General features: G+C 68.0%; 24 protein-coding genes. 10 read left to right on the forward strand and 14 right to left on the reverse strand.

The annotated features are described in order from the left end of the window. Nucleotides 1–332 precede the first annotated feature (332 nt). The 5 genes from ACIP5Y_RS26960 to ACIP5Y_RS26980 are packed head-to-tail and all read right to left on the reverse strand — an operon-like array spanning nt 333 to nt 5,535. The gene (locus ACIP5Y_RS26960; protein ID WP_400354073.1) at nt 333–1,208 is read right to left on the reverse strand and encodes an ABC transporter ATP-binding protein; all 876 of its coding nucleotides are present in this window, start codon (nt 1,206–1,208) and stop codon (nt 333–335) included. Continuing rightward, on the reverse strand, nt 1,205–2,176 hold the full coding sequence (locus ACIP5Y_RS26965) for an ABC transporter permease (RefSeq protein WP_400354075.1): 972 nt from the start codon (nt 2,174–2,176) through the stop codon (nt 1,205–1,207). The genes ACIP5Y_RS26960 and ACIP5Y_RS26965 overlap by 4 nt, the downstream gene beginning before the upstream one ends. Further along, entirely contained in the window at nt 2,173–3,255 is a 1,083-nt protein-coding gene (locus tag ACIP5Y_RS26970; protein ID WP_400354077.1) for a TIGR03842 family LLM class F420-dependent oxidoreductase, read from the reverse strand. Before ACIP5Y_RS26970 ends, ACIP5Y_RS26965 begins: the two co-directional genes overlap by 4 nt. 22 nt (nt 3,256–3,277) lie before the next feature. After that, entirely contained in the window at nt 3,278–4,702 is a 1,425-nt protein-coding gene (gene hydA, locus ACIP5Y_RS26975; protein ID WP_400354079.1) for a dihydropyrimidinase, read from the reverse strand. After that, a complete protein-coding gene (locus tag ACIP5Y_RS26980; RefSeq protein WP_400354081.1) occupies nt 4,699–5,535 on the reverse strand; it encodes a nitrilase-related carbon-nitrogen hydrolase in 837 nt (278 codons plus the stop codon). Before ACIP5Y_RS26980 ends, hydA begins: the two co-directional genes overlap by 4 nt. A 123-nt stretch (nt 5,536–5,658) precedes the next feature. On the opposite strand from ACIP5Y_RS26980, the gene ACIP5Y_RS26985 reads away from it, so the two are divergent. Continuing rightward, nucleotides 5,659–7,053, forward strand: coding sequence for a PLP-dependent aminotransferase family protein (locus tag ACIP5Y_RS26985; RefSeq protein ID WP_400354083.1), 1,395 nt, complete (start codon nt 5,659–5,661; stop codon nt 7,051–7,053). A 117-nt stretch (nt 7,054–7,170) separates the two neighbouring features. After that, nucleotides 7,171–7,890 carry a peptidylprolyl isomerase gene (locus tag ACIP5Y_RS26990; RefSeq protein WP_400354085.1) on the forward strand — a complete coding sequence of 240 codons (720 nt, stop codon included), beginning with the start codon at nt 7,171–7,173 and terminating at the stop codon, nt 7,888–7,890. 8 nt (nt 7,891–7,898) lie between these two features. On the opposite strand, the gene ACIP5Y_RS26995 is transcribed toward ACIP5Y_RS26990, so the two are convergent. The 3 genes from ACIP5Y_RS26995 to ACIP5Y_RS27005 are packed head-to-tail and all read right to left on the reverse strand — an operon-like array spanning nt 7,899 to nt 12,213. After that, nucleotides 7,899–9,461, reverse strand: coding sequence for a serine/threonine-protein kinase (locus tag ACIP5Y_RS26995; protein ID WP_400354087.1), 1,563 nt, complete (start codon nt 9,459–9,461; stop codon nt 7,899–7,901). Nucleotides 9,462–9,464: 3 nt separating this feature from the next. After that, nucleotides 9,465–10,706 (reverse strand): hypothetical protein, encoded by a 1,242-nt coding sequence (locus ACIP5Y_RS27000; protein WP_400354089.1) that lies wholly within the window; start codon nt 10,704–10,706, stop codon nt 9,465–9,467. Then, nucleotides 10,693–12,213, reverse strand: a complete 1,521-nt coding sequence (locus ACIP5Y_RS27005; protein WP_400354091.1) for a serine/threonine-protein kinase — start codon at nt 12,211–12,213, stop codon at nt 10,693–10,695. Before ACIP5Y_RS27005 ends, ACIP5Y_RS27000 begins: the two co-directional genes overlap by 14 nt. Nucleotides 12,214–12,445: 232 nt before the next feature. Between ACIP5Y_RS27005 and ACIP5Y_RS27010 the strand changes: the two genes are divergently transcribed. After that, nucleotides 12,446–12,850: a hypothetical protein gene (locus ACIP5Y_RS27010; protein ID WP_400354093.1), complete on the forward strand. Its 405-nt coding sequence runs from the start codon at nt 12,446–12,448 to the stop codon at nt 12,848–12,850. Between the two features lie 83 nt (nt 12,851–12,933). Here the strand turns inward: ACIP5Y_RS27010 and arc are convergent, their stop codons facing one another. Continuing rightward, entirely contained in the window at nt 12,934–14,694 is a 1,761-nt protein-coding gene (gene arc, locus ACIP5Y_RS27015) for a proteasome ATPase (protein WP_397011895.1), read from the reverse strand. 182 nt (nt 14,695–14,876) lie between these two features. Here arc and ACIP5Y_RS27020 point away from each other — a divergent pair, with 182 nt between their 5' ends. The 6 genes from ACIP5Y_RS27020 to ACIP5Y_RS27045 all read left to right on the forward strand — a co-directional run bounded on the left by ACIP5Y_RS27020 (nt 14,877) and on the right by ACIP5Y_RS27045 (nt 18,411). Continuing rightward, nucleotides 14,877–15,374 carry a hypothetical protein gene (locus ACIP5Y_RS27020; protein WP_400354095.1) on the forward strand — a complete coding sequence of 166 codons (498 nt, stop codon included), beginning with the start codon at nt 14,877–14,879 and terminating at the stop codon, nt 15,372–15,374. Nucleotides 15,375–15,404: 30 nt separating this feature from the next. Continuing rightward, entirely contained in the window at nt 15,405–15,830 is a 426-nt protein-coding gene (locus tag ACIP5Y_RS27025) for a hypothetical protein (RefSeq protein WP_400354097.1), read from the forward strand. 158 nt (nt 15,831–15,988) lie between these two features. After that, a complete protein-coding gene (locus ACIP5Y_RS27030) occupies nt 15,989–16,219 on the forward strand; it encodes a helix-turn-helix domain-containing protein (protein WP_400354098.1) in 231 nt (76 codons plus the stop codon). Nucleotides 16,220–16,221: 2 nt separating this feature from the next. Continuing rightward, nucleotides 16,222–16,710: a Clp protease N-terminal domain-containing protein gene (locus ACIP5Y_RS27035; RefSeq protein ID WP_400354100.1), complete on the forward strand. Its 489-nt coding sequence runs from the start codon at nt 16,222–16,224 to the stop codon at nt 16,708–16,710. Between the two features lie 10 nt (nt 16,711–16,720). Further along, nucleotides 16,721–17,008 (forward strand): hypothetical protein, encoded by a 288-nt coding sequence (locus ACIP5Y_RS27040; protein WP_400354102.1) that lies wholly within the window; start codon nt 16,721–16,723, stop codon nt 17,006–17,008. Nucleotides 17,009–17,013: 5 nt separating this feature from the next. Continuing rightward, entirely contained in the window at nt 17,014–18,411 is a 1,398-nt protein-coding gene (locus ACIP5Y_RS27045; RefSeq protein WP_400354104.1) for a serine hydrolase domain-containing protein, read from the forward strand. Here ACIP5Y_RS27045 and ACIP5Y_RS27050 read toward each other — a convergent pair. Continuing rightward, entirely contained in the window at nt 18,408–19,241 is an 834-nt protein-coding gene (locus ACIP5Y_RS27050; protein WP_400354105.1) for a tRNA (adenine-N1)-methyltransferase, read from the reverse strand. The genes ACIP5Y_RS27045 and ACIP5Y_RS27050 overlap by 4 nt on opposite strands. Nucleotides 19,242–19,352: 111 nt before the next feature. Between ACIP5Y_RS27050 and ACIP5Y_RS27055 the strand changes: the two genes are divergently transcribed. Beyond that, on the forward strand, nt 19,353–20,195 hold the full coding sequence (locus ACIP5Y_RS27055; RefSeq protein WP_400354107.1) for a RecB family exonuclease: 843 nt from the start codon (nt 19,353–19,355) through the stop codon (nt 20,193–20,195). On the opposite strand, the gene hisG is transcribed toward ACIP5Y_RS27055, so the two are convergent. The 4 genes from hisG to ACIP5Y_RS27075 form a co-directional block, all read right to left on the reverse strand. Next, nucleotides 20,192–21,043, reverse strand: a complete 852-nt coding sequence (gene hisG / locus ACIP5Y_RS27060; RefSeq protein ID WP_400354108.1) for an ATP phosphoribosyltransferase — start codon at nt 21,041–21,043, stop codon at nt 20,192–20,194. The two genes, ACIP5Y_RS27055 and hisG, sit on opposite strands and share 4 nt — an antisense overlap. Before the next feature lie 87 nt (nt 21,044–21,130). Then, complete coding sequence (locus tag ACIP5Y_RS27065) at nt 21,131–21,394, reverse strand: phosphoribosyl-ATP diphosphatase (RefSeq protein ID WP_397011877.1); 264 nt, start codon at nt 21,392–21,394, stop codon at nt 21,131–21,133. A 117-nt stretch (nt 21,395–21,511) separates the two neighbouring features. Continuing rightward, nucleotides 21,512–23,314 carry a choline/carnitine O-acyltransferase gene (locus ACIP5Y_RS27070; RefSeq protein WP_400354110.1) on the reverse strand — a complete coding sequence of 601 codons (1,803 nt, stop codon included), beginning with the start codon at nt 23,312–23,314 and terminating at the stop codon, nt 21,512–21,514. A gap of 204 nt (nt 23,315–23,518) precedes the next feature. Beyond that, nucleotides 23,519–24,880: an NAD(P)/FAD-dependent oxidoreductase gene (locus tag ACIP5Y_RS27075; protein ID WP_400354112.1), complete on the reverse strand. Its 1,362-nt coding sequence runs from the start codon at nt 24,878–24,880 to the stop codon at nt 23,519–23,521. Between the last annotated feature and the right edge of the window lie 39 nt (nt 24,881–24,919).

Below are 24,919 nucleotides of genomic sequence, written 5' to 3' on the forward strand. Positions count from 1 at the left end.
GTTGAGCAGCGGGGCCAGCGCCACGATCGGCACCGCCGCCGCGCCCATGGCCAGCGCGCCGAGCACACCGTCGACGACCCGGAACCGCACGGCCAGGATCGCCGCGGCGATACCCAGAACCGCGCCGACCAGCAGCCCGATGAGCGCGTTCACACCCGTGGCCTGCGCGGCCCGGGTGACCGCATCGAAGTTGTCGGACAATGCCTTCCAGATCGAGGACGGCGAGGGCAGCAGGAACGACGGCACCTTGCCCACCACCGTCACGAACTGCCACAGCGCGACCAGTACGATGCCGAAAACCACCGGCGGCAGCCAGGTGTGGAGCAGTCTTCTCATCGCACGTCCCGGCCTGCCACGGATTCGGCTGCGCTGCTTTTTCCCTCGGACAACACGCTGTCGTGCCCTTCATGAAGCGCCGCGCGGACCGCGGCGACCGAGGCGAAGAACTCGTCACTGGAACGGACATCGTCCTCGCTGTCCCGTCCCCGGTCACCGGTCCCGAGCACCGCGGTGATGCGGCCGGGACGCGGCGATACGACCACCACCCGGTCCGACAGGAACACCGCCTCGGGAATGGAGTGGGTCACGAAAAGCACTGCGGCGCCGGTCTCCCCGGCAATGCGCAGCAGTTCGCCCTGCATGCGTTCGCGGGTCATCTCGTCGAGCGCGCCGAAGGGCTCGTCCATGAGCAGCAGTGGCGGTTTGCGCGCCAGCGCGCGGGCGATGGCCACGCGCTGCTGCATGCCGCCGGACAGTTCGGCCGGGAAACGCTGGGCGAAGTCGGTGAGGCCGGTGATGCTCAGCAGTTCGGCACTGCGTTGCCGCCGTTCCTTTCTGCCGACGCCGTGCAGTTGCAGCGGCAGTTCCACGTTCTCCTGCACGGTTCGCCAATCCAGCAGCCCGGCCTGCTGGAAGGCGATGCCGTAGTCCTGGTCCAGGCGCGCCTGCCGGGCGGTCTTGCCGTGCACCACAACGGTTCCCGTGGTGGGCTGTTCCAGATCGGCGACGATGCGCAGCAGCGTGGATTTACCGCAGCCCGACGGTCCGATGAGGGAGACGAATTCCCCGGCCGCCACCGTGAGCGACACGTCCTGTAGCGCGGTGACCCGGCCCGCGGTGAATACCTTGCCCAGCTCGCGCAGTTCGACCGCGGGCGTCGAATCCGCTGCTGCCACACCGTCTCCGGCGCGCGATGTCTCGACGGTCAACGGGAACCTCCTGAGGAAACGCCGGCGGGCCGGCTGTACCGGCGCAGGGCCAGCTCGGCCAGTGACACCAGCGTGGTGAGCACCAGCCCGAGCAGTGCGGCCGTCAGCACAGCGGCATACAACCGCGCGGCATTACCGGTGGACTGCTGGGCAAAGACTATGATCTGGCGGCCGATACCGCCCGCGGTGCCGGTGGATATCTCCGCCACCACCGAGCCGACCACCGCGGCCGCCGCGCCCAGCCGCAGCGCGGGCAGCAGATGCGGGACCGCCGCGGGCAATCGCAGGTGCAGCAGTGTCGCCCACCAGCCGGCGGCGCAGCTGTGCAGCAGTTCCACCGAGGCCTGCGACGGCGCCTGCAGTCCGCGCAGCATGCCGATGGCCACCGGGAAGAACACCAGGTACGAGGCGATCACCACGATGGACATCCATGGCTGCCACGGCTGCCCCGCGATCACGATCCGCCCGCCCCACCCGGCCACCAGCGGGGCCAGCGCGATGAGCGGAACGGTCTGGGAGACGATCACATACGGCAGCAGCCCGCGTTCCACCCAGGCGAACCTTTGCATGAGCACGGCCAGCGCCACCCCGACCACGGTGCCCACGGCCAGCGCGAGCAGGGCCAATTCCAGTGTGAACCAACCGGTCCGGACCAGTGTGGCGCCGACGGTGGTACGGCCGTCGGACTCCCCCAGCACGGTGAGGACATTCCAGACGTGCGGGAGCGCGCCGTCATCGGTGCGCGGCAGCACCCGCTGCTGCCCGATGCTGACGCCGTTCGCGGGCACCAGCAACTTCACCAGTTCCCACACGACCAGCAGCAGTACCAGCGCAGCGATCGGGTAGATCAATCCGCTCGCCCGGCGACCGGTGGTGAATGCCCGGCGCACAAGAGAAGCCGGTTCCGGCACAAGAGATTCCACGCCCGGCCCGCCGTCGGGGACCGGGCGCTGTACTGCGGCGGTCATGTCGTGCTCGCCGCCTCGGTGGAATTCGTCCCGGCCACGGGAGCCGCCGTGTGTTCGGTCGCGGTGACCGGATGCGCCAGCCGCGGCAGCACGGATTCGCCGTAGGCCTCCAGCGTCGATGTCTTGGCGTCGTGCTGCAGGTACACGGCGAACTGGTCCACGCCGAGTTCCTCCAGCTCACGCAGCCGGGCCAGCTGTTCGTCCGGCGATCCGAGCAGGCAGAAGCGGTCCACGACGGCGTCCGGCACGAAGTCGGCGTGCGTATTGCCCGCCCGTCCATGCTGGTTGTAGTCGTAGCCCCGCCGGCCCGCGATGTACTCGGTCAGCGCGGCCGGAACCTCGCTGTCCGCACCGTATTTGGCGACGATATCGGCCACGTGATTGCCGACCATCCCGCCGAACCACCGGCACTGCTCCCGGGCGTGTTCCAGCGCCGCCGCACTGCCGTCGGTGACATAGGCGGGTGCGGCCACGCAGATCTTCACATCCCGGGGATCCCGCCCGGCGCGTTCCGCGGCGCCGCGCACCCGGGCGATGGTCCAGCGGGTGATGTCCGGGTCGGCGAGCTGCAGGATGAATCCGTCGGCCACCTCCCCGGTGAGATCCAGGACGCGCGGCCCGTAGCCGGCCGTCCACACCGGCAGTCGAGACGCCTGCGCCCACGGGAACCGGACGGTGGTGCCGCCGATCTCGGCGCTGCGGCCATTGCCGAGTTCCCTGATCACGCCGATGGATTCGCGCAGTTCCGCCACCGTCGCCGGACGGCCGCCGAGCGTGCGCACCGCCGAATCACCCCGGCCGATACCGCAGATGGTGCGGTTGCCGAACATATCGTTGAGGGTGGCGAAGGTGGAGGCGGTGACCGTCCAGTCGCGGGTGGACGGGTTGGTCACCATCGGACCCACCACCACCTTGCGGGTGGCGGCGAGGATCTGGCTGAAGATGACGTAGGGCTCCTGCCACAGCAGGTGCGAGTCGAACGTCCATACGTGCGAGAACCCGTGCGTCTCCGCGATTCTCGCCAACTCGATCACGCGGGACGCGGGCGGAGTGCATTGCAGCACTACACCGATATCCATGCGGCACACTCCGATCCATACATCAGATGAGGTTCTGCGACAGTTCGCGTTTCACGAACCGGCCGTGCCCGGCGCGGCCCAGATACTGCCCGCCGTCGATGATCACGCGACCGCGCGAGAGCACGGTGTCCACGTGGCCGTCGATCTCGTAGCCCTCGTAGGCCGAGTAGTCCATGTTCATGTGATGGGTCTTGCCCAGCCCGATGCTGGTGTGCCCGTTCGGGTCGTACACCACGATGTCGGCGTCCGCGCCGGGGCTGATGATGCCCTTGCGCGGGTACATGCCGAACATGCGGGCCGGCGTGGTGCAGCAGACGTCCACCCATCGTTCGAGCGAGAGCCGGCCGTCCTTGACGCCCTGGAACATGAGATCCATCCGGTGTTCGACGCCGCCGATGCCATTGGGGATCTTGCTGAAATCGCCGATGCCCATATCCTTCTGTCCCTTCATGCAGAAGGGACAGTGGTCGGTGGCCACGGAGGTGACGTCGCCGGTGCGGATGTAGCGCCACAGCTCGGACTGATGGCCTTCCTCGCGGGAGCGCAGCGGGGTCGAGCACACCCATTTCGCGCCCTCGAAACCCGGTGCGCCCAGCTGATCTTCGAGCGAGAGGTAGAGATACTGCGGGCAGGTTTCGCCGAAGACGTTCTGCCCCTTGCCCCGTGCGGTCGCGATCTGCTCGAGGGCCTGCTTCGCCGACACGTGCACGATATAGAGGGGTGCGCCCGTCACCTGCGCCAGCATGATCGCGCGATGGGTGGCCTCCTCCTCCAATTCCCAAGGGCGCGTGACGCCGTGGAAGTACGGAGAGGTGTCCCCACGCTGCACCGCCTGCTCGACCAGCACATCGATCGCGATGCCGTTCTCGGCATGCATCATGAGCAGCGCGCCCAGATCGGCGGCGGACTGCATCGCGCGCAGGATCTGCCCGTCGTCGGAGTAGAAGACGCCCGGGTAGGCCATGAACAGTTTGAAGCTGGTGACGCCCTCGGATACCAATTCGGCCATCCCTTTGAGGGATTCGGCGTTCACGTCCCCGACGATCTGGTGGAAGCCGTAGTCGATGGCGCAGTTGCCGCCGGCCTTGGCATGCCAGGCCGCCTGGCTGTCCTGCACACGTTCACCGGGTTTCTGCACCGCGAAGTCGACGATGGTCGTGGTGCCGCCCCAGGCCGCGGCGCGGGTGCCGGTCTCGAAGGTGTCGGAGGCCTCGGTGCCGCCGAAGGGCATCTGCATATGGGTATGCCCGTCCACGCCGCCCGGGATCACGTACTTACCGGTGGCGTCGATGACGGTCTCGGCCGCGCTCGCGAGATCCGCGCCCAGCGCGGTCGAACCCGGTTGCAGCACAGCGACTATGGTCTCGCCGTCGATCAGCACATCGAGGAGCTGTGAGCCGGTCGGCGACACCACCGTGCCGCCGTGGATGAAGACCCGATTGCTCACGGCTCCACCAGCTTTCCGTAGGCGTCCGGCCGCCGATCGCGATAGAAGGCCCAGCGGTCGCGCACCACCTCGATCAGGTCCAGGTCGAGGTCGCGGACGACCAGTTCGGGCGCGGTGTCGGAGGCGACCTCGCCGACGAACTTGCCCTCCGGATCGACGAAGTAGCTGGTGCCGTAGAAGTCGTCGTCGCCGTACTCCTCGATGCCGACCCGGTTGATGGCGCCGATGAAGTACTCGTTGGCCACCGCGGAGGCGGGCTGTTCCAGCTTCCACAGGTAGGCCGAGAGTCCCCGGGAGGTTGCCGAGGGGTTGAAAACGATCTGCGCGCCCGCCAGGCCCAGCGCCCGCCAGCCCTCGGGGAAGTGCCGGTCGTAGCAGATGTACACGCCGACCTTGCCCACCGCGGTATCGAAGACCGGCCAGCCCAGGTTCCCGGGCCGGAAGTAGAACTTCTCCCAGAAGCCCTGCACCTGCGGGATGTGGTGTTTGCGGTACTTGCCGAGGTAGCTGCCGTCGGCGTCGAGGACCGCCGCGGTGTTGTAGAGCAGGCCCGACTGCTCCTGCTCGTACACCGGCAGCACCATCACCAAGCCGAGTTCCCGGGCCAGGGCCTGGAAACGTTCGACGGTGGGGCCGGGCACGGACTCCGCGTATTTGTAGAACTTCGCATCCTGCACTTGGCAGAAATACGGCCCGTAGAACAACTCCTGGAAGCAGATCACCTTCGCGCCGGCCGCCGCGGCCTGCCGGGCGTAGTCCTCGTGCGCCTTGATCATGGATTCTTTGTCACCGGTCCAGTTCGTCTGAACCATCGCAGCTCGAACGATCGCCATGCTTTGTTATACTGCACTTCGAACCAATTCTGTTGTGTTACAAGGCAGCGGAAACAGTTTCGAAATAGTAAATCCTGGGGCCGGTGTCGTTTGCACGCCGGTCGCCAACGCAGAATTAACCCTGTGACAACGGAACTCGGGCCGCCCGACACGGGCCTCACCGGCACCCTGGACGACCGCTCCGCGGCCGGTATCGCCGCTGCCGTGAGCCGCCGAATCCGTTCCGGCGCACTGGCTCCCGGCACCCGGCTGCCCACCGTGCGGGAACTCGCCCGCGAACTCAAGGTCTCCCCCGCCACCGTCAACCAGGCTTGGCGGGCGCTCGCCGCCACCGGCGCCATCGTGGCCCGCGGCCGGGCCGGCACCTTCGTCGGCACGGCGGCGCAAGCCGCCCCGGTCGCGGGGCGATACCAGCGGCTACACTCCCAGTCCGACAACACCTTCCGCATCGACCTCTCCCGCGGCACCCCCGATCCGGCCCTCCTGCCCGATCTCACCGCCGCCCTGCGCGTCCTGGCCCGTGAGGACGCCATCGACGACCTCTCGGCCACCTATCTCGGCGAGGCGGTGCTGCCGGACCTCGAGACCACCGTGCGCGCCGACTGGCCGTTGCGCCCGGAACGCTTCACCGTGGTCGACGGCGCCCTCGACGCCGTCGATCGCCTGCTCAACGCGCACATCCGGCTGGGCGATGCGGTGCTGGTCGAAAATCCGTGCTTTCCGCCCTTTCTCGATCTGCTGTCCCGGATCGGCGCGCGGGCGGTCCCGGTCGGCATGGACGAATCCGGGCTGCTCCCCGAACAGGTGGCCGACGCGCTCACCCGGTACGGACCCGCCGCGCTGCTGCTGCAGCCACGCGCCCAGAACCCGACCGGCGCCTCCATGACCGCCCGCCGGGTCCGCGAACTCACCGACGCCCTCGCCGGCGCGCCGATCCTGATCATCGAAGACGATCACTCCGACGGCATCGCGCACACACCGGTCCGCTCACTCGGCAGCCGGCTGCCCACCCGGACCGTCCACATCCGCTCGTACTCCAAATCCCACGGCGCGGACCTGCGCCTGGCCGTGGTCGGCGGACCGGCCGCCTATCTGGACCCGGTCATCGAACGTCGCATGCTCGGGCCCGGCTGGTCCAGCCGCCTGCTGCAGCGGGTCCTGCTGCACATGCTCGCCGACGACACCGCCCGCGCCACCGTCGCCGACGCCCGCACCACCTACCGCGTCCGCGCCACCGCCCTGCGAAAAGCGCTCTCCCGCTTGGGGATTCATGTCTCACCCGGTGACGGCATCAATCTGTGGTTCCCCGTCGCCGACGAGAACGCGGCCATGATCTCCCTCGCGGCCGCGGGTATCAAGGCCGCACCCGGCGGGCCCTTCGAGGTCACCGACCACCACACCGATCACCTGCGTCTCACCGTCGCCGCCCTGCGCGATAGCGAGATCGCCGAAGTGGCAAACCGACTCGCCACCGCCGCCGCGGCCCTCCCCACCTACCGCCGCATCCGCCGCGCCTGACGAACCGCCGCGCCCGCGTCCTACTGCGTATGGTTTACCGTACCGACCGCCGTGGTACATGGCAGGATGCGCGACGACATCTACCCGACGCACGTGACTCGACGGAGGCTCCCACCAGTGAACAGCGGCCAGCACACGCAGCGACCCGGTACCGAATTACCTCAGGCGCACCATTCGGCACGTCGCGGACTTGCCGCGGCGGCAGCCGGACTCGCCCTCGCGGCCGCACTGACCGCCGGTCCCGCGACCGCCGCGCCCGCCCCGCTGCACACCGATGCGCCCGGCTGTATGCCCGCCGCGCCCGCGCAGACCAACATTCTGCAATGGGCCTCGGAACCGCCGATGACGATCGACACGAGCAAGCCCTACAACGCGAACCTCGGCACCAACTGCGGCACGATCACCGTCGCACTGAGCGCCGACAAGGCGCCGCACACGGTCAACTCGTTCGTCTTCCTCGCCGACCAGCACTACTTCGACAACACCAAGTGCCACCGCCTCACCACCCAGGGCATCTTCGTCCTGCAGTGCGGCGACCCCAAAGGCAACGGCACCGGCGGCCCCGGCTACCACATCGACGACGAGAACCTGTCCGGCGCAACCTATCCCGCCGGCACCGTGGCCATGGCCAACGCCGGGCCCAACACCAACGGCAGCCAATTCTTCCTCGTCTACGCCAACAGCCAGCTCCCCCCGAACTACACCCCCTTCGGCCGCATCACCACCGGTATGGACGTGCTCACCAATATCGCCGGCGCGGGCACCAAGGACGGCTCCGGCGACGGCGCACCGGCCTCCGATATCGTCCTGACCGCGGTGACCACCGCGCAGGGCTGAGCCGGGCTTCACAAGGGCGCGGAGTTCCACCAGCCGTCCACGAGATCCTGCCCGGTGCTGCCGCCCAGCACCATGATCCGGCAGAAATCCCGTGCCGCGTCGTCGAATACGACCTGCAGTATTCCGCCGCGCCCACCCTCCAACGCCGGTCCCGTGCCCCAGATGATGCGGCCGCGGCCGGTGGAACGCTGCCAGTCCCGCTGCCCGGTGACGGTCACACCGTCGTCCGAGCTCTGGTCGATCGGCTTGCGGGCCGGATCGCAGGATACGAAGAGCGCATCCACCAGCGTGCCGCCGCCGCGGCAGGTCATGCCGGCCGCCTGATCCGGTGACACGGTCAGCGTGGTGCTCTTGCCATCGGTATTGGTCGGAGTGCAGCGCAGGTCCTGCGCACCGCTCGCCACCGGCGTCGGCGGCAGGAACGACGGGAACGCATCGACGATGTACTGGAACGGACCCCATCCCACACCGGCTACCGTCGAGGTCGCCGCTGTGGAGGTCGTCCCGATCGAGGTGGTCGCGGGCATCGCGGAAGTGGTGACCGCGGGCCTCGAATCGTGCGGCCGGACAAGGAAAGCCGCGACGACGGCCGCCACGGCAGCCATGACCGTGGCGGCCAGCAGAGCCTGCGCGCGGCGGGACGGCCCCCGCCACCGGCCGGTGCGCCGCGCCACGCCCGCGTCGAAAGCCGCTGTCGCGCCTGTGTCGAAAGCCGCTGTCGCGCCTGTGTCGAAAGCCGCTGTCGCGGCGGCGGCGAGCGCACCACAGGACTCGTACCGCTGCGCCGGATCCTTGGCCAGCGCGCGGGCGATGACCGCATCGAGGGCCGCGGGCAGGCCCCGCACGTACTGCGCCGGCCGCGGGGGCGGCTCCGTCATATGTGCACGCACCTGCGCGGCGGCCCCGGTCCCGGCGAAAGGGACGGAACCGGTCAGCAATTCGAACAAGGTGCAGCCCAGCGCGTAGACATCGGCCCGATGATCGGCCGGCTGTCCCGCGAGCAGCTCCGGCGCGGCGAACGAAAGATTCCGCACGAGATCACCCGCGACGGTGAGCGTCCCGGCATCCGCGGCCGACCGGGCCAGCCCGAAATCGGAGACATACACCCGATCCGGTTCTCCCCCACGAGATTCGAGCAGTATGTTCGCCGGCTTGATATCCCGATGCAGCAGTCCGCGCCGATGCGCCTCGTCCAGGCCGCGCGCCGCCTCCCGCACGATGTGCAGCGCCCGCGCGGGCTCGACACCCGAAGGATGACGGCGGATCAGCTCGCCCGCGTCGATACCGTCGGCGAATCCCATGGCGAGCCAGAGACATCCGCGTTCCAGGCCGCGGTCGTACACCGCGACCACATTCGGGTGCTCGAGGGTCGCCACCAGCTCGGCCTCTCGCGCGAACCGGGCGCTGAACTCGAAATCCCCACTGTGCGAGGGCGACAGCACCTTCAACGCGTCGTGACGCGGCAGCCGGGGATGCGCCGCCAGATAGACGGTGCCCATCGAGCCGCGGCCCAGCACGCGCTCGATACGGTATCCGGCGAAGACAGTGCCCGGTTCCAAGATCTCCGACATCGCCTAACCCATTGTGATGAGCAGCCCGTACTCGGCTGCGGCCCGCTGCGCCAGGACCTTCGGATTCTGCCCCAGCATCATGGCGATGTAGCGGCCGTAGACGACGCGGCAGTCGTACTTGGCGTCGGTGCCCGCCGCCCGGTCGGTGTGATCCCCGCACATGGCGTCCGCTATCCCCGACGGCGCCCCGGCGACGTGAAAAGCGGAGTCCGCCATGATCTTCTGCGTCATCTCGGTGTAGCGCTGCCGCGCGGCCGCCGCGGTCGTGAATCGTTCCAGCTGGGTCATGCCGTTGACGGCCTCGAGATCGATCGGCTGGTTCTTCCCGCGCAGGTTCCACAGGTAGGCGGCTCGCGGCCCGAACACCACACCCTCGCTGCGGGCCACCGCATTCCACTCCGCGACGCCCACCGGCATATCCGTGACGATCGCAGGATACGGCCACCGCCGCGGCGCGGCCGGCACCATGCGCGCCAGCATGCCCTGCTGATCCAGCGGCAGCGCCGAGATCCGGTCCGCCGGGGTGGGCGCGAAGTCCCGCAAGCGGCGCAATTGCGCGTCGAACGCCTTCTGCGCCAATCCGGTCAGGGCAGTCGAATCGGTGGAGGTATGCCCGGTGAGCACGCTCACCACATAGACGCCGTCGGAGATCGTGGCGGCGAGGGTGGGCACCGACGGCCGCCAATGCGCATGCGCGGCAGCATATTGCGGAATCGGCACCGACACGTTCTGCGGATTCACGGCGGCATCGACGGAGTCGATCTCTTGCGCCGCACGCTGTGCCGCTGCCGCGTCCGGGAAGCGGAGTATCACCACCGACAGCAGCCTCGCCCGCCCGACCGTGGGCGTGTAATCGGGATTGTCGGTATCGGAACCGCCGACCGCACACCCGGCCAGCAGGCCCTCCCGCGCCAGCACCGCCCTTGCCGGTTGGGCCAGCAGCATCGACGCCTTCGCCGGAGTCGACAGCAGCATCACCCCGTCGGCGGCGATCGGAAACTTCAGTGCGGGATCGGCCTCGACCGGATCGATCAGCGCCTCGGCCAGGCGCGCGGACTCCAGGATCCCGCCGTACCCCTCATTGCCGTCGGCCGGCGCAGCGAGCGGCTGTACCCCGTACGCGCCGGCATCCAGCGACTTCGGATCCGGATACGCACCGGCCGGATGCCCCTGCACCACACAGCCACTCGCGCACAGCGCGACGACAACGGCCAGTGCGCTCAGCATCCGATTACAGCGGCGCATTCGGCCACCACCCCGCGCGCAGTTCCGCGCCCGTGGTCGATATGCCGAGCACCTCGATCCGGCAGAAGTTCCGTTTGGGGTCATCGAAATACAGATCCAGCACTCCCCGCGAACGACCGTCCAGCGTTGTTCCCGTACCCGATTCGGCGCCGTAACCCCAGAACAGATGCCCGGTCCCGGACGGCCGTGTCCACGGTTCGTCACCTTCCGGGCGCGCGATCTCGAGATTCGGCGAGATCCGTGACCGATCGGTATTGCACTGCAGGTTGACCGCATACGCGGGATCGGAGTTCCCCACGCACTCCAGCTCCGCGACCGGGCCGCTCACCGAGAAGCCGTGCAGTTCGATATCGCTGCCGATCGGATCACACGAGGTCAGCTCCTGATAGCCGGCGCCGAACGGCACCGGCGGCAACAGATCCGGGAACGCCTGCGGAATGAAACCGTAGACACCCCACTCGCCCGGCTCCGTGGTCCCGGTCTGCGGGCTGACATAGACGACCTGCCCGGCGGTGGACGCGGCGGGACGGAGCCCGTACATCACCGCGGCCGCCGCCACCGCCGCAACGAGCGCTATCACCGCGCCCGCCACCAGAATTCGCGTGCGCCGTCCGATCCTCGACGGCCGGGTCGTGGGAGAGTCCTGGCTGTTCTGCGGTATCCCGGGAGCCGTCAAGGCGGCGCGCGCAGCCGCGGCCAGCTCGCCACAGCTGAGGTAACGATCTCCCGGCGCCTTCGCCATGGCCTTGGCCACGACGGCGTCGAAGCCCGGCGGCACCAGGGGATTCGATTGCGACGGCCGCGGCGGCGCTTCGTGCATATGCGCGTAGATGACCGCGCCGGTACTGGTCCGCGGAAACGGCACCGATGCCGTCAGCATGTGAAAAAGCGTGCAGCCCAGCGCATACACATCGATCCGATGATCGAAGCGGCCCTCTTCGAACTGCTCCGGCGCGGCATAGGCGAGGGTGCCGGTGAAGCCGCCGTCGACGGCCAGCGTGGTGGAATCGTCAGCGGGACGGGCGATACCGAAGTCGGTGATCAGCACCTGATCCGGCCGATCCGGCTCTTCGGCAATGAGGATATTGCCGGGCTTCACATCGCGGTGCAGATGCCCGGACCGATGGATCTCGTCCAGACCCTGTGCGACCTCGGTCAGAATGTGCACCGCGCGAAAGGGATCCAGTCCGACCTCGGTCCGCCCGATCAGCTGCGACAGATCGACCCCGGCCACGTACTGCATGGCGATCCACAGCCGCCCGTCCTGTTCGCCCCGATCGCGCACCGCCACCAGATTCGGATGCCGCAGCCGCGCCGCCACTTCCGCCTCGCGCAGGAATCGCGCCCGGAACTCCGCACCCGCGGATCGCTCGGCCGACAACACCTTCAACGCGTCCTTGCGCGGCAGCCGCGGATGCCGCGCCAGATACACCGCGCCCATACCCCCGGACCCGAGTGTGCGTTCGATGCGATATCCCGCGAACACCGTCCCCTCGGCGAAATCCAACGGGGCCCCTCCCGAAACAAACTGTCTAGCAGTAGATCCGCACGGGAGCATAACAGCGATCTCCGAGGCGCGACGTGCCGTCGGCTATCGCTCGTGTGAGGCTCGGCACCCGAGCCGGGCTATGGTGAGCCAGATCACTCACAGGAACAAGACTGTTACACGCAGCGAACTCTCAGCGATGCACAGAACGATGCCGAACATCCATCGAAGTTCGAACGAGGGGAGACACCATATGAACACCCGGAGCGTAACCAGAATCGCCATTGCCACCGCCGCCACCGGCGCAGCCGTTGCCCTGGGCACGGGCACCGCGAGCGCCGACGACTGGCCCGTCCAGCAGCCCAACAGCCCGATCTCGGTCGACGAGGTGCAGGGATTCCTCACCCCGTCCGATCCGGACTACTGGAACCCGCTGGTCAATCGCATGCGCGTCACCTCGCCGTACGGCAACACCACGCGCGTGGTGTGCACCTCGTTCCACGGGGTGACCATGTCCTGCTTCCAGGCCGACCGGGACGGGAACGCGCATCAGCTGGTCCGCCTGCAGGCCAACTTCCCGAATGTCACCGGGTCGTCCGCACCGGGCGGCGGGGTCGGCCACTATGTGTTCCCGGGCTACATTCCGGGCATCGGCTGACCGGTAGCTATCATCGGGCAAGCGAAGGGGCTCGCTTCCGAAAGGAAGCGAGCCCCTTGCACTTTGCGATCTACGCCGCCGGCCTAGAGGTACTGGCCGGTGTTCGACTCGGTGTCGATGGCGCGGCTGGCGCTGGCGTTCTTGCCGGTGACCAGCGTGCGGATGTAGACGATCCGCTCGCCCTTCTTGCCCGAAATGCGGGCCCAGTCATCCGGATTCGTGGTGTTGGGCAGGTCCTCGTTCTCGGAGAACTCGTCCACGATCGAATCGTAGAGATGCTGGATGCGCAGGCCGGGGGTGCCGGTCTCGAGCACGGACTTGATGGCGTACTTCTTGGCCCGGTCCACGATGTTCTGGATCATGGCGCCGGAGTTGAAGTCCTTGAAGTACAGGACTTCCTTGTCACCGTTGGCGTAGGTGACCTCCAGGAAGCGGTTGTCATCGCTCTCGGCGTACATGCGGTCCACCACACGCTCGATGGTGGCCTGCACGCACTTGCCGCGATCCCCGTCGAACTCGGTCAGATCCTCCGAGTGCAGCGGCAGCGTCTCCGTGAGGTACTTGGAGAAGATGTCCTGCGCCGCTTCGGCATCCGGGCGCTCGATCTTGATCTTCACATCGAGGCGGCCGGGCCGCAGGATGGCCGGGTCGATCATGTCCTCGCGGTTGGAGGCGCCGATGACGATGACGTTCTCCAGGCCCTCGACACCGTCGATCTCCGACAGCAGCTGCGGGACCACGGTCGTCTCGACGTCGGACGAGACGCCCGAACCACGAGTACGGAAGATCGAGTCCATCTCGTCGAAGAACACGATCACCGGAGTGCCCTCGGACGCCTTCTCGCGAGCCCGCTGGAAGATGATCCGAATGTGCCGCTCGGTCTCGCCCACGAACTTGTTGAGCAGTTCGGGACCCTTGATATTGAGGAAGAAGGACTTGGCCTCCTTGGCATCCTCACCCCGCGCCTCGGCGATCTTCTTGGCCAGGGAATTGGCAACCGCCTTGGCGATCAACGTCTTACCGCAACCGGGAGGACCGTAGAGCAGCACACCCTTCGGGGGCCGCAGCGCGTACTCGCGGAACAGATCCTTGTGCAGGAACGGCAGTTCCACCGCATCGCGGATCTGCTCGATCTGGCGCGACAGACCACCGATGTCCTCGTAGTCCACGTCCGGCACTTCCTCCAGCACGAGGTCCTCGACCTCGGCCTTGGGGATGCGCTCGAACGCGAAACCCGCCTTGGTGTCGACGAGTAGCGAATCTCCCGGCCGCAGTTTGCGAATCGGGCGATCCGGATCTTCGAGATCATCGACGTCGACGAGCGAGGCCAAGGGCCCGGCCAGCCAGACCACCCGCTCCTCGTCGGCATGCCCGACCACGAGCGCACGCCGCCCGTCATCGAGAATCTCACGCAGCGTGCCGATTTCACCGATGGCCTCGAACACCCCGGCCTCGACGACGGTCAGTGCCTCGTTGAGACGCACGGTTTGACCGTAAGCAAGGGTGGTGGTGTCGATATTCGGCGAACACGTCAGCCGCATCTTGCGCCCGGAAGTGAACACATCGACCGTCTGATCGTCGTACACGCCGATGAGGACGCCGTAGCCGGAGGGTGGCTGGCCCAGGCGATCCACTTCCTCGCGGAGAGCGACCAGCTGCTGGCGCGCTTCCTTCAAGGTGTCCATCAGTTTGGTATTGCGAATCGTCAGCGAATCGACGCGCGCTTCCAATTCCCGTGTGCGATCCGGCGTGTCGGCGAGTTGCCTCCGGAGTGCAGCCGCCTCGGCACGTACCGCCTCGAGTTCCCTCCAGGCTGCCGAATCCGAATGTTCGATGGGGCTCATGATGCTGCTCCTCCCAGTCCCGGTCTATCAACGCTACCGGGCTCTAACCGTTCTCGCTTTCCGACATGGTTTCGTCGTGATCACATCTAGGCTGCGGCGCACTATTCAGGCCAGCATGTTAGCCTCCCCTAACGTGTGTCCGGCGAGTTAACAGCCGGCCGTAGCCCGAAAGAGTGCCGTCGATGCTCCTTCCCACCAGTCGTCCTACCGGTATGCGCAACGTCGCGCGGGTGCTTCGTGTTTCCGTAGCTACCGTTGCCGCGGCGCTAGCCGTTACCGCAACTTTGACCGGCTGTAGCTCCAACGACAAGAGTTCTTCGCAATCTGCTTCCAGTTCCTCCGCGCCGGCGCCCACCGCGGACCAGCTCCAGGGCGTCCTGACGGCCTTCACCGATCCCGCGAAATCGGCCGATGACAAGGCAAAACTCGTCATCGACGGCGACAAGCGGATCAGCAATATCAACACCATGAACCAGGGCCTGGCGAACTACCAGGTCGGTTACAAGGTCGGCGACATCAAGACGGACGGGACCAAGGCCGACGCCAAGGTCTCCATCACGTCCCCGCACGGCACCATGCCCGATGTCCCCATGAGCTTCCAGTACACCGACGGCAGCTGGAAGCTCTCCGACGCCGGCGCCTGCACCCTGCTCGGAGCAGCGCGCGCGGCCTGCCAGTAAGCCCACCACCCCGAAAGGCACGTAGCCCCGATGTTCGCCCGTTCCGCCCGACTATCCCTGGCCACCCTCGGCGCCACCGCCGCCCTCATCTCCGGCGCGGGCCTGGCCCACGCCGATACGCCCGCGCCCTCGGCCGACGATCTGCAGTCGACCCTGACCAAGTTCACCGACCCGGGCATCGCGGCCGGTGACAAGGCGCAGCTGATGGTGAACGGCGGTGCGCACACCGGCAATCTGGACAAGATGAACCAGGGCCTGGCCAACTACGGGACCATCGGCTGGAACGTGTCGAACGTGCAGGCCAACGGCGACAACGCGAATGCTTCGGTGGCCATCGTCTCCCCGCACGGCACCATGCCGGGCGTGCCGATGACCTGGCAGCACTCCGCCGCGGGCTGGCAGCTCTCCGAGGGCACCGCGTGCACGATCCTCGCCATGGGCAAGGCGCCCTGCTGAGGGATATATCTTGCGGCGCCGGTCTCCGGCGCACCGAACACGCCCTTCCGGCTCGGCCGGAGGGGCGTTTTTCGTTCCGCGCCCGCGTATTTCGACCCACCTCCCCATTAAGCAACATTGGTTGACTAGCGCTGGATTAGTCAACTAGAGTTGCTCGCATGCCCGATCTGGATATCCCCGATTCCACCGACCCCGCCGGTCGGCTCGCCGCCGTCGTGGCGCTGCGGCGCCTGGCCGATCGGCTCGAGGACGTCGCCGTCGAGGAGGCCATGCGCGCCGGCTGGAGCTGGCCGCAAGTGGCCGAGGCGCTCGGCGTCACGCGCCAGGCGGTGCACAAGAAACACATCCACCGGTTGATAGCCGCCGGTGTCGCGCTCAGGAGGCGTTGATCATGCCCGCAATCGACAAGAAGATCCTCGGCAAGTACTTCGAAGCGGTGCTGCTGCGCGCCGTGCAGGAGGCCCAGCAGGATGGCTCGGCCACCGTCGAAGCGCAGCACCTGCTGCTCGGCGTGGCCGCCCAGGACGGCACCGAACCGCAGCGCATCCTGCGGGCGGCCGGACTCGGCCACGATGACATCCGCGCGGCGCTGGATCGCGAATTCGAGGAGAGCCTCGCCGTCGCCGGCGTCACCGCCCGCGTGGCCGACCTGCCCCCGGTCCCTCGCTTCGACCGCAAGCCCGGCCTCGGCGCCACCGGCAAACTCGCGATCGAGCGCATGGCCACCTCGACCCCGAAACGCGAACTGCGCCCGGCACATCTCCTGCTCGGCATCCTGCTCGCCGAGGTAGGCACCGTCCCCCGCGCCCTCACCACCGCGGGCGCCGACCGTCTCGCACTGCTCGCCGACGTACGCGAATCCCTCGATACCACGAAATGAGTTGTCAGACATGCGATCCAAGCAACATCGCACCCACGTCCTCGCCGTCTCCGCCGTCACCGACAACACCGGATTCTGGAACGCGCTGAAGAAAGCCCACGGGCGACTGCCCGCGGGCGCGAAATGGACGTTCGCGGTGGCGAGTACGGACGGCGGTACCGCCGTCAACATCATCGCCCTCGACGCGGCGGACGCGGTCGCGCGGGTCTCGGCCTTCCTCGAGGAATACGCCGCGCCGCACGCGGCCACGACCTACCTCGAAGCCGACGCCGCCAATGCGGTCGGATTGGCGGGCTGAGGCCGATGACCGCCATGACCGACCCGGTCGCGCTGCGCGACCGGGTCGCGGAACTGCTTACGGAGTACCGGATCCCGAGCGCCGCGGTCGGCATCCTGCACCACGGCCGGGTCACCGGGTTCGCGACCGGCGTCACCGATGTGCGCACGGGTGCGCCCGCGACCGTGGAGACCGTCTACCAGTGCGGTTCCATGACGAAAACCTGGACCGCACTGGCCTTTCTGCGGATGGCCGACGAAGGAAGGGTGAGTCTGGACGAACCGGTTCGTACCTATCTGCCCGCGTTCCGCGTCGCCGATCCGTCGGTGAGCGCCGCGGTCACACCCAGGCATCTGCTGAATCACACCAACGGCATCGAGGAATCCTACGGCGACGCCGGCGAGGACGAGGACGTCTACGCGCGCATGGTCGCGGCCATCGCCGATGCGCCGCAGGTCTTCCCGCTCGGCCACACGCACGGCTACAGCGCCGCCCTCGGGTACGCGATCCTCGCCCGGATCATGGAGGTCGCCGACGGCGCACCCTGGCACGAGATCCTGCGGCGGCGGGTGTTCGAACCGCTCGGGCAGACCGGCACCGATTGCCTGCCCGCGGAGGCGGACGCTGATCGGGCGGCCACCGGGCATATCCTGCGGTCTTTCGACGAGGGGCCGATCGTTTCGCCCATTCCCTATCTGCCGCGCGCGTTCGGGCCCGGCGGCGCGGTGAGTTCCACGGTGCGGGACGTGCTCTCGATGGCGCATATCTTCCTCGCCGACGGTCGCGCGCCGGACGGCACCCGGATGCTCTCACCGCACATGCTGCGGGAGATGACCGATTCCCGTGTCCCGGTACCGGATCCGTACATGTTCGGACCGGAGTGGGCCCTGGGTCTCATCATCTGCGACTGGCACGGTGAGACCGTCTATGCCACGGACGGCACCACCATCGGGCAGAATGCGCGACTGCGCATACTGCCGGGGCACGATCTCGCGGTCGCGGTGCTGACCAATTGCGGGCCGCGAGAGTCCTTCGCCAGGAAGGTCTTCCAGACCATCCTGCCCGAGTTCGGTGCCCCGGCCCCGCCGGAGCTGCCCGCCCCCGATCCGCTGCTGCGCCTGGACCCCGGCCGGTACACGGGCGTGTACGGGCGTCCCGGCGGGCACTACGAGGTCAGCGCCGACGGCGAGCGGCTGCGGCTGGCATTCGTCACGGATCCGGAGCGCGCCGGGCTGCTGGGCACTCCGGACCGCATCGAATACGACCTGCTACCGGTCAGCGAGACGCATTTCCTGCTGCCCGCGCGAAATGCCCTGGAAGACACGCAGACTCTCGCCCTCTACGACTTCTCCGAGGGCAGGGCACGCTATCTGCACACCAACTGCCGGGTGAATCCTCGTATCGCGGATCGGGTTCCGGGCTAGCCCTTGGAGGGTCGGCGCTGCGGGCGCGGCGCGACCACGCCGTCGGCGAGGCGGCGGGCGCTCACCAGGAAGGCGGTGTGGCCCTGCATGCGGTGTTCAGGGCGCACGGCGAGGCCGACCACGTGCCAGCCGCGGACCATGGATTCCCAGGCGCGGGGTTCGGTCCAGCACTGCTGGCGGCGCAGCGCCTCGACCACCTCGGACAGCTGGGTGGTGGTGGCGACGTAGACCAGCAGCACGCCGCCGGGGATGAGCGATTTGGCGACCGCCTCCAGGGCGTCCCACGGCTTGAGCATGTCCAGGATGACCCGGTCCACCTGCTCGCCGGAGTACTCGGCGACGTCGCCGAGGGTGAGTTCCCAGTTCTCGGGCCGTTCGCCGAAGAAGCGCTCGACGTTCTTGACCGCGTGCTCGGCGTGGTCCTCGCGGATCTCCCAGGAGGTGACCTTGCCCTCGGGGCCGACCGCGCGCAGCAGCGAGCAGGTCAGCGCGCCGGAACCGGCGCCGGCTTCCAGGACCTTCGCACCGGGGAAGATATCGCCCTCGTGGACGATCTGGGCGGCGTCCTTGGGGTAGATGACCGCGGCACCGCGCGGCATGGACAGCACGTAATCGGTGAGCAGCGGGCGCAGGGCCAGGTACGGGGTGTTCTTCGCGGAGTTCACCACGCAGCCCTCGTCGGAGCCGATGAGGTCGTCGTGGTTGATGTGCCCGGCGTGGGTGTGGAATTCCTTACCCGCCTCCAGGATCACCGTGAACTTGCGCCCCTTGGCGTCGGTCAGCTGTACCCGGTCACCGATCTGGAAAGGCCCGGTCCGTCTGGCCGTCATGGATCTCCGTTCTGTGTAGATAGCGCATCATGCCGAGTGCAGTAGGTGCTGTGACATTGCCGCGTCGAATTCGTGCTCACCTTGTCGGTGCGTGCGTCTAGCCTGCCAGGTATGTCGGTACCCGCGATCACTACCCCGGAGACTGAGGGCTCGGCCCCACGGGGCCCAGCGCTTTCCCCTTCGCGGGCAATCGATTTCAAACAGTGTCCGTTGAAGTACCGGTTGCGGGCCATCGATCGGATTCCGGAGAAGCCCTCGCGGATCGCGGTGCGCGGCACGCTCGTGCACTCGGTGCTGGAGGCGTTGTTCGGGCTGCCCGCCGGTGAGCGCGATATGGCTCATGCGCTCACCCTCATCGCCCCGGCGTGGGAGCGACTGCGGGCCGGGCGGCCGGAGGTCGACGAGCTGATTGCCGCCGAGGACCTGCCCGCCTTCGTGGCCGAAGTACAGGAGCTGGTCGGGGTGTACTTCCGGCTGGAGGATCCGGCCGGTTTCGAACCGGACTCGTGCGAGACCTATATCGAAACCGAACTGGCCGACGGCACTCCGCTGCGCGGCATCGTGGACCGCATCGACCGGACCGACGGCGGCGCGCTGCGGGTCATCGACTACAAGACCGGCCGGGCGCCCGGCGTGGCCTACGAGACCAGGGCGCTGTTCCAGCTGAAGTTCTACGCCCTGGTGCTCATGCGCATGTTCGGGTCGGCGCCGGCCGAGCTACGCCTCATGTACCTCGCCGACGGCACCACCCTCACCTACGAGCCCGATGCCGAGGAGCTGGCCCGGTTCGAGCGGATCGTCTCCGCGCTCTGGGCGGCCATCACGACCGCCGCCGAGACCGGAGACTTCCCGCCCAACCGCAGCTGGATGTGCCAGTTCTGCGAATTCAAGGACCTGTGCCCCGAATTCGGTGGCACCCCACCGCCTTTCCCGTCCGGCGACACCGAATCCTAGAAGGCGCGGCAGGACCGGATGTCGGTGGCCAGGATGGCCTTGGCGCCGAGGTCGGCGAGCTGGTCCATGACCTCGTTGCCATTCTTGCGCGGCACCAGCGCGCGCACCGCCACCCAGCCGGGATCGGTGAGCGGGGACACCGTCGGCGACTCCAGGCCCGGGGTGATCTCGACGGCCGCGTCCAGCAGCTCCTTCGGGCAGTCGTAGTCCAGCATCAGGTACTGCTGGGCGAACACCACGCCCTGGATGCGCGCCACGAGCTGGTTGCGCGCCTTGTCGCGGTGATCGGAGCCCTTGGCCTCGATCAGCACACCTTCGGAGTCGCACAGCGTCTCGCCGAAGGCGACCAGGTTGTGCTGGCGCAGGGTGCGGCCCGAGCCCACCACATCGGCGATGGCGTCGGCCACGCCGAGCTGGATGGAGATCTCCACCGCGCCGTCGAGGCGGATGACCTCGGCCTCGATGCCGTGCCGCTGCAGGTCCCTGAGCACCAGGTTCGGGTAGGAGGTGGCGATGCGCTTGTCGTAGAGGTCCTCGACCTTCCAGTCGCGGCCCGCGGGCGCGGCATAGCGGAAGGTGGAGCGGCCGAAGCCGAGCGAGAGCCGTTCCTGCACGGGCGCACCGGAATCCAGCGCCAGATCGCGCCCGGTGATGCCGAGGTCGAGCTCGCCGGAGCCGACGTAGATGGCAATGTCCTTGGGCCGCAGGAAGTAGAACTCGACCTGGTTGACCGGATCGATGACGCTCAGGTCCCGCGAGTCGGACCGCTTGCGGTAGCCCGCCTCGGACAGGATGGCGACGGCGGATTCGGACAGGGCGCCTTTATTGGGGACGGCGACGCGAAGCATGGGGTGTCCTTTCGGGACGGATGGGAGGACGTGAATGACAGGGACGTTCGGAGTCGGGCCGTACCGGGGGTACGGCGAGTCGTCGCGTCACAGATGTCGGTAGACGTCCTCGAGCCGCAGTCCGCGACCCACCATCAGCACCTGCGTCCAGTAGAGGAGCTGGGAGATCTCCTCGGCAAGTTCCTCATCGCTCTGGTACTCGGCGGCGATCCAGACCTCGCCGGCCTCCTCGAGCACCTTCTTGCCCTGCGCATGCACGCCGGCGTCCAAGGCGGCGACGGTGCCGGACCCCTCGGGGCGGTTGGCGGCACGATCCTGCAGCTCGGCGAACAGGGCTTCGAAAGATTTCACGGTGAGCCATTCTCGCAGACGGCCGCATACGGCCCGCAATTCGCCCGGTGTGTACCTATCGGCCGGGTGCCGTGATGCGGGCGCCCGGCCCGCATCACGGTGGTTCACGCGGTCATTTCACACGGTCAGCAGGTCGGCCAGCTCGGCGACGGCCGCGCGCAGGTGCTCGGCGAACTTGTGCATCTCCCCCGCCACCGACTTGGGTGTGGCGAGGTAGAGGTTCCAGCGGTCGGGCAGCAGCACGTAGGCGATGCCGATGCACTTCGGGCTGGTCGATCCGAAACCGAAGAAGCGGATATTGACCGACGGCGCCGAGCTGGTGCTCAGGTAGTCGTCGCGGGCGATGATCCAGCCGGGGCTGGCGTAGAAGGCCATCGGGGCGGTGGCGCCGAGCTTGTCCCCGCGGCGGCGCTGGATCCATTCCAGCTCCCACAGATGCTGTTCCGGCGCGTCACCGCGCTGGCATTCCTGCGCGCGCCGCACATGCGCCTCGGCGGCCGTGCGCAGCGCCACCAGTTTGCGGTCCCGGTCGATCTCCGGGTCCTCCATGGCCGCAACGAAATCCAGGATCTCGGGGGTGACCACGCGCATGGCCTCGGTGCGGCCGTTGCGGAACTGGCGGGTGGCGATGGATTCGTAGGTGGCCCCGATCAGCCCCTTGCTGCGCTGATGCGCGAGCTGATAACTCAACTGCGCGAAGGCATCCGGGGAGACGCCGAGCTTCTTGATGTGCCCGGTGCCGAAGTCGAACGACACCGTGGTGGTCGCGTTCTCGGCCGCGTACTGGGCGAACGAGGCTGCGGCCGAGGCGATCTCGGTGCGGCTCTCGGGGCCGAGGGTGAATTCGACCGGTTCGGTGGCGGGCAGCCCCTGCGGCTGTGCGCCGGCCTGCGCGGCGTGGTCGGCGACGCTCTGCTCGAGCAGGGTGTCGACGAAGGACAGGATGGTGGTGCCGTCGAGCCCGCAGTGCTCGACATTGATGCCGGCCTGCCCGTCGGAGAACACGATGAACGAGACCGACTTGTCGAACCAGCGGTTACCGCTGTCGCCGTGCAGCAGCTGGTCGCAGGCGTGCAGTTCGTTGCGCGGGGCGAAGTCTTCCAGGTTGATGCAGAACAGGGCCGTCTCGATGGTGTCGAAGGCCTCGGCATTGAGCGGACGCAGCGCGGCGTAGACGGGCGCCCATTCGGCGCGCGCCAGGCTGGTGAGGTGCCCGGGTGAAGCATTGGTGGCCGCGCGCCGCGCGCCGGCCTTCATCACCCCGCGCAGTCCGGCGGCGAGGTCTTCGGGGGTGTAGGGGATGCCGCTGGGCCCGACGACATCCATGCGGAACATATTGCCGCGGTAGAACACGATGATGTGCCGGGCCTCGGAGTGCCCGGGCCATTCCGGGCTGTAGGGCACGCGCACGGTGTCCTGCGGCGCGCCTGGAATCCGGGTCTCGGAGAACAGGAACTTGTTCTGCGCCATATTGAGTCGCTGCCCGCGCTGGGTGGCCGGCGGTATCTCTTCGCGGTCCAGGCGCAGCTTGTAGTTGACGGCGGCGGCGGTCAGGGCGGCGGCGCGCTCGGCTTGGTCGGCGGTGGTGGAGCCGGCCAGCACGGTGTCGTCGCGGAAGAGGAAGAAGAAGTTGGCGTTCAACGCGATTCGATCGCGGCGGCCCAGGTAGCGGGAGGGCCAGAACTCGTCGAGCCAGCTGCCCACGCCGGGTTCGGCGTCGTAGCGTTGCAGGTCGGCGTGCAGGGTGCGGGCCGGACTGTCCGGGCGCAGTAGGTCTTCGACGGTGGCAGCGGTGGCGGCGTATTGGTCCCCGCTCAGCAGTGGCGCGCACCAGTGCAGGAACCGGGTGCAGCTCTCCTCCAGGGTTGGCAGCGGCACGCGGGGCAGCTGCTCGTCATAGGCGAAGGTGCTGTCGCTCAAGGAATGTCCTCGTGGTCGATGGATGGGTCCGGGGCAGCCCGCTCGTGCGCATGTGTGTCCGCCCCCCGGTCACAGTCACAACGCACCATTCTGGTCATCGAACCGCCCGGCGCGCCAGGATTCGCGGGAATCCGACACGCCGGGCGGGAGAAAGCTGTTTTACTGCGCCACAACAGTTTCGGTGCGAGTGGCCCGAACCCTCGATCAGGCCGACTGATCGAGCGCCTTCAGCAGCAGCGGCACCTCGTCCACGGCCAGGTAGCAGCCGGTCTGCTCGAAACCGCCGATGGTGTGGGTGCCGTAGTCGCCGTAGCCGATCCGCAGGAAGTCGTCGCCGCTCAGGCCGTGCACGGTCCAGTCGAAGGCGACCCGGGCGCGGGCGACGAAGGTCCGCAAGGCCATGAGGTGGTAACCGCGGGCCACGAATTGCGCTGGGATGCCGCGCAATCCGATCTTCAGCGGGCGGGCGAGCGCGTCCTTGCCGCCGAGGTCGACCACCATGCCCAGGTCCGGATGCTTGTACGGCTCGAGTTCCTGGCCGCGCAGCGTGGCCGCGAGGTTCTTGCCCAGATGCCGTCCCTGGCGCATGGCGTGCTGTGCGGTGGGCGCGCAGATCTTGCCCTCGCCCTCGGCGAGATCGGGCACCGCCGCCGCGTCGCCGCACGCCCAGACGCCCGGCTGGCTCGGCACGCTGAGTTCGGCGCAGGCCACGATGCGGCCGTGATCGGTGTCCGCGCCCAGGTGCCCGGCCAGCGGGCTGGGCGCCACGCCGGTGGTCCACAGCACCGTGCGGGTCGGGATGAAGCGCCCGTTGGTGAGGGTGACGCCGTGCGCGGTGACCTCTTTGGCGGAGGCGCCGGAGATCAGTTCGATGCCGCGTTCGGCGAGGATCTGCTTGCAGTTCGCGCCGAGCCGCTCGCCGAGTTCGGGCATGATCCGGTCGCCGTGAGTGACCAGATGCCACTTCACCATGCTCGATTCGAGCTTCGGGAAGTAGCGGCGGGCCGCGGCCTGGGTGACCTTGTTGAGCACGGCGGTGGTCTCGGTGCCGGCGTAGCCCGCGCCGATGGTGACGAAGTTGAGCCGCTCCCGGTCCTCGTCCTCCTCGCCGCGCACGGCGGCCACATCCAGCTGCCGCAGTACGTGGTCGCGCAGGAACATGGCCTCGGGCAAGGTTTTCATGCCGAAACCGTGCTCGTGCAGGCCGGGCACGTCGAAGGTCTTGGTGATGGATCCGGCGGCCAGCACCAGGTGGTCGTATTCGAGGGCGAGTTCACCGCCCGAGGGCCGGCGCACGATGCACTGCCGGGTCTCGGGATCGACACCGATGGCCATGCCCGGCACCACCTCGGTGCGGCGCAGCACGCGGCGCAGCGAGACCGAGATCGAGCGTGGGTTGAGCACTCCCGACGCGACCTGCGGCAGCAGCGGCAGGTAGAGCAATCCGGCGTCGGGCGTGACGAGTTGGACGAATGCCTCTTCGGGTCGCAGATGGCGTTCCAGGTAGCGGGCGCACTCGACACCCGCGAAGCCTCCGCCGACGATTACGATCTTCGCTGGTACCACCGTTTCACCGTAACCTTCGTCGAAGCATTTCAGGGGAAA

This window comes from Nocardia sp. NPDC088792 (genome assembly GCF_044750615.1).
GTDB lineage: Bacteria > Actinomycetota > Actinomycetes > Mycobacteriales > Mycobacteriaceae > Nocardia.

Excerpts from the sequence above, each read along its gene's own strand:
- ACIP5Y_RS27035 (WP_400354100.1), top strand. The coding sequence starts at position 16,222 with ATGCCCGCAATCGACAAGAAGATCCTCGGCAAGTACTTCGAAGCGGTG.
- ACIP5Y_RS27030 (WP_400354098.1), top strand. The coding sequence starts at position 15,989 with ATGCCCGATCTGGATATCCCCGATTCCACCGACCCCGCCGGTCGGCTC.
- ACIP5Y_RS27010 (WP_400354093.1), top strand. The coding sequence starts at position 12,446 with ATGAACACCCGGAGCGTAACCAGAATCGCCATTGCCACCGCCGCCACC.
- ACIP5Y_RS27045 (WP_400354104.1), top strand. The coding sequence starts at position 17,014 with ATGACCGCCATGACCGACCCGGTCGCGCTGCGCGACCGGGTCGCGGAA.
- ACIP5Y_RS27055 (WP_400354107.1), top strand. The coding sequence starts at position 19,353 with ATGTCGGTACCCGCGATCACTACCCCGGAGACTGAGGGCTCGGCCCCA.
- ACIP5Y_RS26970 (WP_400354077.1), bottom strand. The coding sequence starts at position 3,255 with ATGGATATCGGTGTAGTGCTGCAATGCACTCCGCCCGCGTCCCGCGTG.
- ACIP5Y_RS27025 (WP_400354097.1), top strand. The coding sequence starts at position 15,405 with ATGTTCGCCCGTTCCGCCCGACTATCCCTGGCCACCCTCGGCGCCACC.
- ACIP5Y_RS27040 (WP_400354102.1), top strand. The coding sequence starts at position 16,721 with ATGCGATCCAAGCAACATCGCACCCACGTCCTCGCCGTCTCCGCCGTC.
- ACIP5Y_RS26995 (WP_400354087.1), bottom strand. The coding sequence starts at position 9,461 with ATGTCGGAGATCTTGGAACCGGGCACTGTCTTCGCCGGATACCGTATC.
- ACIP5Y_RS26965 (WP_400354075.1), bottom strand. The coding sequence starts at position 2,176 with ATGACCGCCGCAGTACAGCGCCCGGTCCCCGACGGCGGGCCGGGCGTG.
- ACIP5Y_RS27000 (WP_400354089.1), bottom strand. The coding sequence starts at position 10,706 with ATGCGCCGCTGTAATCGGATGCTGAGCGCACTGGCCGTTGTCGTCGCG.
- ACIP5Y_RS27020 (WP_400354095.1), top strand. The coding sequence starts at position 14,877 with ATGCTCCTTCCCACCAGTCGTCCTACCGGTATGCGCAACGTCGCGCGG.
- hisG (WP_400354108.1), bottom strand. The coding sequence starts at position 21,043 with ATGCTTCGCGTCGCCGTCCCCAATAAAGGCGCCCTGTCCGAATCCGCC.
- ACIP5Y_RS27050 (WP_400354105.1), bottom strand. The coding sequence starts at position 19,241 with ATGACGGCCAGACGGACCGGGCCTTTCCAGATCGGTGACCGGGTACAG.
- arc (WP_397011895.1), bottom strand. The coding sequence starts at position 14,694 with ATGAGCCCCATCGAACATTCGGATTCGGCAGCCTGGAGGGAACTCGAG.
- ACIP5Y_RS26980 (WP_400354081.1), bottom strand. The coding sequence starts at position 5,535 with ATGGCGATCGTTCGAGCTGCGATGGTTCAGACGAACTGGACCGGTGAC.